The sequence below is a fragment of the Aestuariivirga sp. genome, from assembly GCF_037139295.1.
GTDB lineage: Bacteria > Pseudomonadota > Alphaproteobacteria > Rhizobiales > Aestuariivirgaceae > Aestuariivirga.
On record NZ_JBAXGR010000103.1, the window covers coordinates 1 to 10,217 of the forward strand.

Annotated in this window: 10 protein-coding genes; 7 read left to right on the top strand and 3 right to left on the bottom strand. The window is 63.9% G+C overall.

The genetic code is table 11. The features are described from left to right. Positions 1 to 1,415 (bottom strand): xanthine dehydrogenase family protein molybdopterin-binding subunit (locus tag WCJ41_RS17755; RefSeq protein WP_336907172.1); only part of this gene is annotated, 1,415 nt, incomplete at its 3' end. A gap of 19 nt (positions 1,416 to 1,434) precedes the next feature. Then, a complete protein-coding gene (locus WCJ41_RS17760; RefSeq protein WP_336907173.1) occupies positions 1,435 to 1,899 on the bottom strand; it encodes a (2Fe-2S)-binding protein in 465 nt (154 codons plus the stop codon). Between the two features lie 257 nt (positions 1,900 to 2,156). Between WCJ41_RS17760 and WCJ41_RS17765 the strand changes: the two genes are divergently transcribed. Together WCJ41_RS17765 and WCJ41_RS17770 are read left to right on the top strand one after the other, a co-directional pair. Then, positions 2,157 to 2,582 (top strand): DUF4864 domain-containing protein, encoded by a 426-nt coding sequence (locus tag WCJ41_RS17765; protein WP_336907174.1) that lies wholly within the window; start codon positions 2,157 to 2,159, stop codon positions 2,580 to 2,582. 107 nt (positions 2,583 to 2,689) lie between these two features. Continuing rightward, positions 2,690 to 3,265: a DUF2585 domain-containing protein gene (locus tag WCJ41_RS17770; RefSeq protein ID WP_336907175.1), complete on the top strand. Its 576-nt coding sequence runs from the start codon at positions 2,690 to 2,692 to the stop codon at positions 3,263 to 3,265. A 210-nt stretch (positions 3,266 to 3,475) separates the two neighbouring features. Here the strand turns inward: WCJ41_RS17770 and WCJ41_RS17775 are convergent, their stop codons facing one another. Next, a complete protein-coding gene (locus WCJ41_RS17775; RefSeq protein WP_336907176.1) occupies positions 3,476 to 4,450 on the bottom strand; it encodes a GlxA family transcriptional regulator in 975 nt (324 codons plus the stop codon). A 52-nt stretch (positions 4,451 to 4,502) separates the two neighbouring features. Between WCJ41_RS17775 and WCJ41_RS17780 the strand changes: the two genes are divergently transcribed. The 5 genes from WCJ41_RS17780 to WCJ41_RS17800 all read left to right on the top strand — a co-directional run. After that, positions 4,503 to 5,396, top strand: coding sequence for a 3-keto-5-aminohexanoate cleavage protein (locus WCJ41_RS17780; protein WP_336907177.1), 894 nt, complete (start codon positions 4,503 to 4,505; stop codon positions 5,394 to 5,396). A gap of 1 nt (position 5,397) precedes the next feature. Then, positions 5,398 to 6,426, top strand: coding sequence for a 3-hydroxyacyl-CoA dehydrogenase NAD-binding domain-containing protein (locus tag WCJ41_RS17785; RefSeq protein ID WP_336907178.1), 1,029 nt, complete (start codon positions 5,398 to 5,400; stop codon positions 6,424 to 6,426). Between the two features lie 23 nt (positions 6,427 to 6,449). After that, a complete protein-coding gene (locus WCJ41_RS17790; RefSeq protein ID WP_336907179.1) occupies positions 6,450 to 7,220 on the top strand; it encodes an SDR family oxidoreductase in 771 nt (256 codons plus the stop codon). An 8-nt stretch (positions 7,221 to 7,228) separates the two neighbouring features. Next, positions 7,229 to 8,392, top strand: coding sequence for an acyl-CoA dehydrogenase family protein (locus tag WCJ41_RS17795; RefSeq protein WP_336907180.1), 1,164 nt, complete (start codon positions 7,229 to 7,231; stop codon positions 8,390 to 8,392). 107 nt (positions 8,393 to 8,499) lie between these two features. Continuing rightward, the coding region (locus tag WCJ41_RS17800) for an acetate--CoA ligase family protein (protein WP_336907181.1) at positions 8,500 to 10,217 on the top strand (1,718 nt) is incomplete at its 3' end.

Sequence of the window (10,217 nt, forward strand, 5' to 3'; positions counted from 1 at the left end):
GCCGACGGCGCGATGCCGCAGGCTTCGATATAGGCCGAGTAGCCGAGGCCGCGGAAGTTGCCCTTGGCGGCCGAGGCCGCCTTGCGGGCCGGGAAGCCCTTCACGTCGGCTATCTCGATGGCCTTGTCCAGCGCCGCGGCATAGTCGCCCGCGTCGTAGCACATGATCACCGGCGTCTGGTGCGGGAACTGGGTGATGAAGTTCTTCCGGCGGAATTCTGCCGGGTCCATCTTCAGTTCACGTGCCGCCGTTTCGACGATGCGCTCAACCACGTAGGTGGCTTCCGGACGGCCAGCGCCGCGATAGGCGTCAACCGGTGCGGTGTTGGTGTAGATCGCATCCACCTCGGCGTAGATCGCCGGGATGTTGTATTGGCCCGACAGCAGCGTGGCGTAGAGATAGGTCGGCACGCAGGACGAGAAGGTCGAGAGATAGGCACCCATCGCCGCCTTGGTGTGGACCTTGAAGCCGATGATCTTGCCGGAAGCATCGGTGGCCATTTCGGCATGGGTGACGTGGTCACGGCCATGCGCGTCGGCCAGGAAGCTTTCCGAGCGCTCGGCCGTCCACTTCACCGGGCGACCGCCCACGAACTTGGAAGCCCAGACGCAGACCACTTCTTCGGCATAGATGAAGATCTTGGAGCCGAAGCCACCGCCCACGTCAGGCGCAATCACGCGCAGCTTGTGCTCGGGCGCCAGGCCGTGGAAGGCCGAGATGACCAGACGTGCCACATGCGGGTTCTGGCTGGTGGTGTAGAGCGTGTAGTGCTCGGCACCCGTGTCGTAATAGCCAATGGCCGCGCGCGGCTCCATGGCGTTGGGGATCAGGCGGTTGTTGACCAGGTCGATCTTGGTGACGTGGGCAGCCTTCTTGAAGGCAGCGTCCGTCGCGGCTTCATCGCCGATCGACCAGTTGTAGACGCGGTTGTCGGGCGCCACGTCATGGATCTGCGCCTTGTGGCCCATGGCTTCGGCCACGTCCACCACGTGCGGCAGCACGTCGTAGTCGACTTCCACCGCTGCGGCCGCAGCCTTGGCGAGGTCGCGCGTCTCGGCGATCACGACGGCCACGTGGTCACCCACATAGCGCACCTTGCCGAGAGCCAGGATCGGGTGCGGGCCGGCCTTCATCGGCGAGCCATCCTTGGAGTGGATCATCCAGCCGCAGATCAGGCCGCCGAGCTTGGTGGCCGCCACGTCATCGCCGGTGAAGATGCCGACGACGCCCGGCATCTTCTTGGCCTTGGCGGTGTCGATCTTCTTGATGGTGGCATGCGCGTAGGGGCTGCGCACGAAGTAAGCGTAGGTCTGCTTGGGCAGGTTGATGTCGTCGGTGTAATTGCCCTTGCCGGTGAGGAAGCGATGGTCTTCCTTGCGCTTTACGCGGGCGCCGATGCCGGTTCCGTTGTCCATGTCTTCGGTCCTCCCCAAATCACATATTGGCCGCGCCGGCCTTAACGGCGGCGACGATGTTATGGTAGCCAGTGCAACGGCAGATGTTGCCCTCGAGCTCGTGGCGGATCGTCTCTTCCGAGATGTTCTTGCCGAGCCGGTTCACCATGTCGATCGAGGCGATCACCATGCCGGGCGTGCAGAAGCCGCACTGCAGGCCGTGGTTGTCGCGGAAAGCTTCCTGCATCGGGTGCATCTTGCCGTCCGTGGCAAGGCCTTCGACCGTGGTCACTTCTGCGCCATCATGGGCGACGGCGAGTGCGGTGCAGGATTTCACGGCCTTGCCGTTCACCAGCACGACGCAGGCGCCGCACTGGCTGGTGTCGCAACCGACGTGGGTGCCGGTCAGTCCGAGCTTCTCGCGGATGAATTCGACGAGCAGCGTCCGGCCTTCAACGTCGCCGCACACGGCTTCGCCGTTCACCTTCATGGAAATAGCAGGCATATGGGTCCTCCCGATTTGGACTTCCCGCGGGCCGGATTTTCCTCAGCCACGCCATGATGCGCGGCTGTCTGGACCCGAGGAATTCTCTGATTGCCGGGTGGCATACTCAACCGCCAATTTTGACACGTCAAGGGCGGCGGAGACGGCCTGACCGAGAAAAAAGTCAAATGACTCAAGGTTGCTGCAACGCACACGCCAATCCGCCGCAGCAGCTGTGGCGTAGTTCCAAGAGAACCAGCCAGCCCACGGAGACTGCCATGCGCCTGATCATGTGCCTGATCGCCGTTTTCCTGACCTTCGCGCTACCCGCCCGCGCAGATTCGCTCTCGCCCCAGGACGAGGCCGACTTCCGCGCCATCATCTCGGACCAGATCGCCGCCTTCCAGGCGGACGACGGGCCCCGTGCTTACAGCCATGCCGCCCCGACGATCCGCCAGCTCTTCCCCGACCCCGACCGCTTCATGGGCATGGTCAGGCAGGGCTACCCGCCGGTCTATCGCCCCAAGTCCTACAATTTCGGCAAGGCCGGCTTCTCCGCCTCCGGCCGCCCGATCCAGCGCGTCACCATCGTCGGGCCGGACGGCATGACCTATGAGGCAATCTACACCATGGAACGCCAGCCGGATGGCACCTGGCAGATCAACGGCTGTGCGCTGGTGAGATCACCGGACACCAGCGCCTGAGGCCACCCTGAGGTTCATCATGCCCGGGCTTGACCCGGGCAACCTTTTCCGCCTCCCCCAGAATGGATTGCCGGGACAAGCCCGGCGATGATGAACTATGCTAGGACATGCCCACCCGCTTTACCCGTAACAGCCTACTCGCCGTCGCCGCCATCATATCCGCCACGGCCCTTACCCTCTGGTTGATGGGCCGGGTCCCCATCTGCAAGTGCGGCTACGTCAAGCTGTGGGAGGGCGAAGTCAACAGTTCAGGCAATTCCCAGCACCTCACCGACTGGTACTCGGCCTCCCACATTATCCACGGCTTCATCTTCTACGGCCTGCTATGGCTTCTCGCGCGCCGGCTGCCCATCGGCACGCGCCTTGCCATCGCCACCCTCATCGAGGCCGCCTGGGAGATTTTCGAGAACACGCCCGTCATCATCAATCGTTACCGCGAGGCAACGATCTCGCTCGACTATTTCGGAGACAGCGTCCTGAACTCCGTGTCGGACATCCTGATGATGGTATTCGGCTTCTGGCTCGCCAGCCGCCTCCCCGTCTGGCTCACCGTGCTGATCGCCATCGCACTTGAGCTCTTCGTGGGATATGTGATCCGGGACAATCTCACCCTCAACATCATCATGCTGATCTGGCCCCTCGACGCGATCCGCCAGTGGCAGAAGGGGGCAGCCCCGCAGTAAGCCTGCGGGCGGGGAATGAACAGATTCACGATGTCAATCAGCAGAAGGCACTTAGGGTATTTGTTCCTAGCATATCTTGGAACCTAAGTCAAGGCCTCTTTTCCTATTGTGGCTATCCATCATGCCCAGGCTTGTCTCAGGCATTTTTTTCAGCGGCTCCAAAGAAGATGGCCGGGACAAGCCCGACCATGATGGACGCTGAGACCGGCCCTAAGCCCTCAAGGCCGAGGGCGGCCGCCCATACCTCGCCCGGAAACTTCGCGAGAACAGGGGCAGTGACGAGAACCCGCAGGCCACCGCAATCTCGCGCATGCTCATCGTCGAATAGGTGATCAGCCGTTCCGCCTTCTCCAGCCTCAGCTTCAGGTAAAAGCCCATCGGTCGCTCGCCCAGCTTCTCTGCAAAGAGCCGTTCCATCTGCCGGACCGATATTCCCGCAATTTCGGCCAGCGCCCGCGCCGCAAGCGGGTCCTCGCCCTGCTCTTCCATGGCGGTGATGATCCGCAGGAGACGCGCATCAGTCGTGCCGTAGCGCGCCGCCGCCGGAAGCCTTGCCTGGGCGGGCTGCTCCACCGAGCGGAAATGAACGAGCTGATCCGCCACCAGCACGGCGAGAGGCCGGCCCAGCTGCCGTCCGATCCAATCCAGCATCATGTCGATGGCGGCGGCCCCGCCGGCACAGGTCATGCGGTCACGATCGGTCACATAGAGGGCCTGCTCGGACAATACTCTCGGAAAGCTCTCGCGGAAGCCCGGCAGGCTCTCCCAGTGGCAGGTCGCGCGATAGTCATCGAGCAGCCCCGCCTGCGCCAGGATGAAGGGCGCGGTGTCGATCGCCGCCAGCAGCACGCGCTTGCGGGCCAGCGCCTTCACGGCTGACAGCATCGGGCGGGTGATCCCCTTCTCCGGCTCATAGCTGGCCGAGATCACCGCCATGTCGGGCTTGCCAATGTCGGCGAGGCCGCCCGAGACGGAAACGGGAATGTCGTTGGACGCCGCCACCGGCTGCCCGTCCACCGAGACGAAGCGCCAGGCGAAGGTGTTCGCACCTGCAAAACGGTTCGCCACGCGCAAGGGCTCCAGCGCGCCATAGAGTGCGATCATCGAAAACTTGGGAACGAGCAGGAAAGCGACGTCATATTTGGCCATGGCGGGAATAGGAAAGCCTGTGGCGGAAAAAGTCAAACGTCGATTTCCGGCCAGCCCTAGCCTCCACCGCCATAGTCAGGAGGATCTCATGCAGCCCAAAGTCATCATCACCTGCGCAGTCACCGGAGCCGGTGACACCGTCGGCAAGCACCCGGCCATTCCGGTGACGCCGGAGCAGATCGCCAACTCGGCCCTCGAGGCCGCCAGCGCCGGCGCCACCGTGGTCCACTGCCACGTGCGTGAGCCGTCGACCGGCAAGGGCTCGCGCAAGGTCGAGTACTACGCCGAGGTGATGGAGCGGATCCGCGCGAAGAACAGGCAAGTCATCATCAACCTCACCGCCGGCATGGGCGGCGACGTTGAAGTGGGCTCGGGTGCCAAGCCCCTCGACTTCGGCCCCGGCACGGATTGCGTCGGCTCCGACGAGCGCCTCATCCACGTGAAGGAACTCCGCCCCGAGATCTGCACGCTCGACTGCGGCACGCTGAACTTCGGCGACGGCAACACCATCGTCATCCAGACCCCGGCCCAGCTGCGCGAGCAGGCGAAGCTCATCCGCTCCTATGGCGTGAAGCCCGAGATGGAAATCTTCGACAGCGGAAACCTGTGGTTCGGCAAGCAGCTCGTCGCCGAAGGCCTGATCGACGGCCCGCCGATGTTCCAGCTCTGCCTCGGAATCCCGTGGGGTGCGCCCTATGACACCGAGACCATGGCCTACCAGAAGAACCAGCTGCCCGAAGGCGCTGTCTGGGCCGCCTTCGGCATCGGCCGCAACGAGTTCCCCGCCGTGGCGCAGGCCGTGCTGCTGGGCGGCCACGTGCGCGTCGGCCTCGAGGACAATCTCTGGCTCGAGCGCGGTGTGCACGCCTCCAACGGCACGCTGGTCGAGAAGGCAGTGAAGATCATCCAGCTGCTCGGCACCAATGTGGCCTCGCCGGACGAAGGCCGCGAAATCCTCAAGCTGAAGCCGCGGAGCAAGTAACATGGCAAAGGAAGCGAAGACGAAGGCAACGAAATCCAAATCCCACAAGATCAAGACCGTCGGCATTGCCGGAACCGGACTCATCGGTGCTGGCTGGGCGGCGCGGCTGCTGTTCCGCGGATACGACGTCATTGCCTATGACGTCTCGCCCGCTTCCGAAGAGCGCCTCAAGGTCCAGATCAAGACGGCCTGGCCCTCGCTCGAAGCGCTCCTCGGCAAGCCGAAGAAGAAGGGCAAGCTGTCCTTCACCACCGACCTCAAGGTGATGGCAGCCAAGGCCGACTTCATCCATGAGGCAGCGCCTGAGCGCGAGGAACTGAAGATCAAGCTGTTCCGCGACATCGACGCGGTGGCGGCCCCTCATGTCATCATCTCGTCCTCGTCCTCGGGCTTCCTCCCCACCAACCTGCAGAGCAAGTGCCAGCACCCGGGGCGCGTTGTGATCGGCCACCCGTTCAACCCGGTCTATCTCCTCCCGCTGGTCGAGCTCGTTCCCGGCGAGAAGACCTCGGCGGAAGCGATGGACCGTGCGGCGGAGTACTTCGAGGCCATCGGCATGCATGTGCTGCGCCTCAAGAAGGAGATCATGGGTTACATCTGTGATCGCCTGCAGGAAGCGCTGTGGCGCGAGGCGCTTCACATCCTCAACAAGGATATCGGCACGACGGCCGACATCGACGACTCGATCGTCTATTCCGCCGGCATGCGCTGGGCCTTCATGGGCTCCTTCATGACCTACCACGTGGCCGGCGGCCCCGGCGGCATGCGCGACTTCATCAAGCAGTTCGACCCGACGCTGGAACTGGACTGGACCGACCTCAAGTTCCCGAAGTGGAACGAGGCGCTGGAGACGCGCCTCGTCGAGGGTTGCGAGGACCAGGCTGCCGGGCGCAAGGTCTCCGAGATCGAGGCCAAGCGCAACGCCGTGCTGGTGGACATGATGAAGCTGTTCAAGAAGCACAAGATCGGCTCCGGCCTTGTGCTCGACCGCGAAGTGAAGGCGCGCAAGGCAAAGAAGAAGAAGGCCTGAAAACCGCCACAGGGAGGAACAACATGGCACAACAACGCGTGATGATCACCGCCGCGGCGGACGGAATCGGCAAGTCGATTGCCCGCGCCTTCGCGGCGGAAGGAGCAAGGGTCCACATTTGCGACGTGAATGAAGCGGCACTCGAACAATTCCGCCGCGAGTTCCCGGACATTGCTGCCAGCAAGGTGAATGTGAGGAGCGAGGGCGAGATCGACGCGTGGTTCGATGATGCCCTCGAAGACCTGGGTGGACTCGACGTGCTGGTGAACAACGCCGGCATCAAGGGCCCGACCGCCCCCATCGAGGATATCGAGCTCGACGGTTGGCGCGAATGCCTCGAAATCTGCCTCGACAGCTACTTCCTCTGTGCGAGGCGTGCAGCACCTGTGATGAAGGCCCAGAAGTCGGGCCTCATCCTCAACATGTCGTCGAATGCCGGTCAGCACGGCTTCGGCAACCGCACGCCCTATGCGGCGGCGAAATGGGGCGTCATCGGTCTCACCAAGTCACTGGCCATCGAGCTCGGCCCCTACAGCTGCCGTTCCAACGCCATCTGCCCCGGCTCTGTGAAGGGCGACCGCATCAACCGCGTCATCCAGGGCGAGGCCGACGTGCGCGGCGTGCCCTTCGACGTGGTGGCGAAGGAGATCGTCAACAACCAGTCGCTCGAACGCCTCACCGAGGCGCATGAGGTGGCAGCACTTGCCGTCTACCTCGCCTCGCCCGCCGCCTTCATGATCAACGGCCAGGACATCGCCATCGACGGCCATGTCGAAACCTTCCACATCAAGTGAGCTGAGTTATGGATTTCAATCTCACCGAAGAACAGCAGATGATCGTCAAGACGACGCGTGACTTCGTCGAGAACGAGCTTTACCCCCACGAGGCCGAGATCGAGGAAATGGGCGTCCTGCGCCCCGACCTCCGCGACAAGATCAAGGCCAAGGCCATCGAGGCGGGCCTCTATGCCGCCAACATGCCCGCCGAAGTGGGTGGTGCTGGTCTCGATACGCTCACCTGGGTTCTCTACGAAAAGGAACTGGGCCGCGCCAATTATGCGCTGCACTGGACCTGCGTGGCGCGCCCTTCCAACATCCTGATGGCCTGCGAGGGAGAGCAGCGCGAGAAGTACCTCTTCCCCGCCGTGCGCGGCGAGAAGTCCGACTGCCTCGCCATGACCGAGCCCGGTGTGGGCTCCGACCTGCGTGGCATGAAGACCTTCGCCAAGCAGGATGGCGATGACTTCGTCATCAACGGCACGAAGCACTTCATCAGCCATGCTGACGAAGCGAGTTTCGTCATCCTCTTCGCTGCAACCGGCGAGGAAGACACCCCGCGCGGCAAGAAGAAGCTGATCACCGCCTTCCTGATCGACATGGGAACGCCGGGCTTCACGGTGCGCCCCGGCTACAAGAATGTCTCGCATCGCGGCTACAACAACTGCATCCTCGAGTTCACCGACTGCCGGGTGCACCAGAGCCAGATCCTCGGCGAAATCCACAAGGGCTTCGAGGTGGCGAACGACTGGCTGGGCGCCACGCGCCTGCAGGTCGCCGCCACCTGCATCGGGAGGGCCGAGCGCGCGCTCGACCATGCCAAGCAATATGCGGTGGATCGCCAGCAGTTCGGCCAGCAGATCGGCAAGTTCCAGGGCGTGTCCTTCAAGCTCGCCGACATGGCGCTGGAGCTGAAGGCCGCGGAACTCCTCACGCTCGAGGCCGCCTGGAAGTTCGACCAGAAGACCGTGACCGACATGGACATGGCCATGGCCAAGCTCAAGGCCACCGAGATGCTGGCCTTCGTCGCCGACGAGGCGATCCAGATCCACGGCGGCATGGGCCTCATGTCCGACCTGCCGCTCGAGCGCATCTGGCGCGACGCGCGCGTCGAGCGCATCTGGGAGGGGACGAGCGAAATCCAGCGGCATATCATCAGCCGCGCCCTGCTGCGGCCGCTGGGTGGTTGATACGACCACAACGATCATCATGGCCGGGCTCGACCCGGCCATCGCCACAACCACCGGCTCCCGAAGAGGATGCCCGGGTCAAGCCCGGGCATGATGAAGTAACGAGAATGAAGAACCTCACCCGCCTCCTCAACCCCAAGTCCATCGCCTTCATCGGCGGCAATGAATGCGCTATCGCCATCAAGAGAACGCGCGAGCTGGGCTTCACCGGCTCGATCTATGCCGTGCACCCCAAGCGCGAGGAACTCTCCGGCGTGCCCACGCTGAAGTCGCCTGACGACATTCCGGAAGCCGTCGATGCTGCCTTCATCGCGGTGAAGAACGAACCCACCATCGAGGTCGTCCGTGCACTCGCCGCCAAGGGATGCGGTGGTGCAGTGATCTATGCCGCGGGCTTTGCCGAGACCGGCAACACGGAACTCCAGCGCAAGCTGTTGGCCGCCGCCAACGGCATGCCGCTGATGGGCCCCAACTGCTATGGCTTCGTCAACACCCTGTCGCGCGCCGCTCTCTGGCCGGACGAGACGGGGCTGGAACCAGTGGACCGCGGTGTCGCGCTCATCACCCAGTCCGGCAACATCGCCTGCAACTTCACCATGATGATGCGGGGCTTGCCCGTCGCCGCCGTGTTCTCCATCGGCAACCAGGTGGACGTCGGCATGCATGACATGGTGGAGACGCTCTCCGCCGACCCACGCATCTCGGCCATCGGCCTTCATGTTGAGGGGCTGCCCGATGTTGCAGCCTTCGCCAAGGCTGCGTCACTCGCGCGCCAGCGGAAGGTGCCCATCGTGGTGCTGAAGACTGGCCGCTCCGAACAGGGTGCGAAGGTGGCGATGAGCCACACATCTTCTCTCGCCGGGGCCGACACGCTCTATGATGCGCTGTTCGAGCGCTATGGCATCGCTCGCATGAAGTCCGTCTCCGCCTTCGCCGAGACGCTGAAGTTCCTGCACAACGGCGGGCCCATCGCGGACTCGCGCCTCGTGTCGCTGTCATGTTCCGGCGGCGAGGCGGCTCTGGTGGCCGACATGGCGCTGGAAAAGAAGGTGAGCTTCCCGCCCTTTAACGCGGCGACGAAGCCGCGCGTGGCGGCCACGCTCAACGAATACGTGGCCATCGATAACCCGCTCGACTACCACACCTTCATCTGGGGCCAGCCGGAGAAGCTGACAGCCACCTTCACGCAAGTGCTGAAGGGCGGCTTCGACGTGGGCATGGTGATCCTCGACACGCCGACCCACCCCAAGATGAAGCCGGAAGCCTGGGCCACCACCGCGCGCGCCATGGCCGCTGCCGCGCAGGCAACGGGCGCGCGCGCGGCTGTCGTTGCCTCGCTGTCGGAAGGCATGCCGCTGTCACTCGCAGATGAACTCTCACAGTCCGGTGTCGCGCCCATGATGGGTCTCGACGATGCCCTGACGGCCTTCGAAGCCGCCGCCTTCATCGGCCGCAACTGGGCGCGCACCGAAACCCTGCCCGACATGCTGCCGCCGCTCACCAAGGGCAGCGATGAGCGCATCTTCAGCGAGTCCGCGGCAAAGGCATTGCTGAAGAAACACGGCCTCTCCGTGCCCGAGGGCATCGTCTGCCCGGCGGAGGATGCTGTCGCCGCTGCGGAGAGGCTCGGCTACCCGGTAACCCTCAAGGTGTCATCCGCCGCCATTGCCCACAAGACCGAAGCCGGAGGCGTGGCGCTGAACCTGCGCACGGCTGACGAGGTCCGCGAAGCTGCCGAGCGCATGGCGAAACTCGCGCCCGATGTGCTGGTCGAGCGCATGGTGACGGGGGCCGTCGCCGAGCTCATCATCGGGCTCACCTCGGA

Coding starts and splice junctions, on each gene's coding strand:
- WCJ41_RS17765 (WP_336907174.1), top strand. CDS start 2,157: ATGCGCCTGATCATGTGCCTGATCGCCGTTTTCCTGACCTTCGCGCTA.
- WCJ41_RS17780 (WP_336907177.1), top strand. CDS start 4,503: ATGCAGCCCAAAGTCATCATCACCTGCGCAGTCACCGGAGCCGGTGAC.
- WCJ41_RS17785 (WP_336907178.1), top strand. CDS start 5,398: ATGGCAAAGGAAGCGAAGACGAAGGCAACGAAATCCAAATCCCACAAG.
- WCJ41_RS17795 (WP_336907180.1), top strand. CDS start 7,229: ATGGATTTCAATCTCACCGAAGAACAGCAGATGATCGTCAAGACGACG.
- WCJ41_RS17770 (WP_336907175.1), top strand. CDS start 2,690: ATGCCCACCCGCTTTACCCGTAACAGCCTACTCGCCGTCGCCGCCATC.
- WCJ41_RS17790 (WP_336907179.1), top strand. CDS start 6,450: ATGGCACAACAACGCGTGATGATCACCGCCGCGGCGGACGGAATCGGC.
- WCJ41_RS17760 (WP_336907173.1), bottom strand. CDS start 1,899: ATGCCTGCTATTTCCATGAAGGTGAACGGCGAAGCCGTGTGCGGCGAC.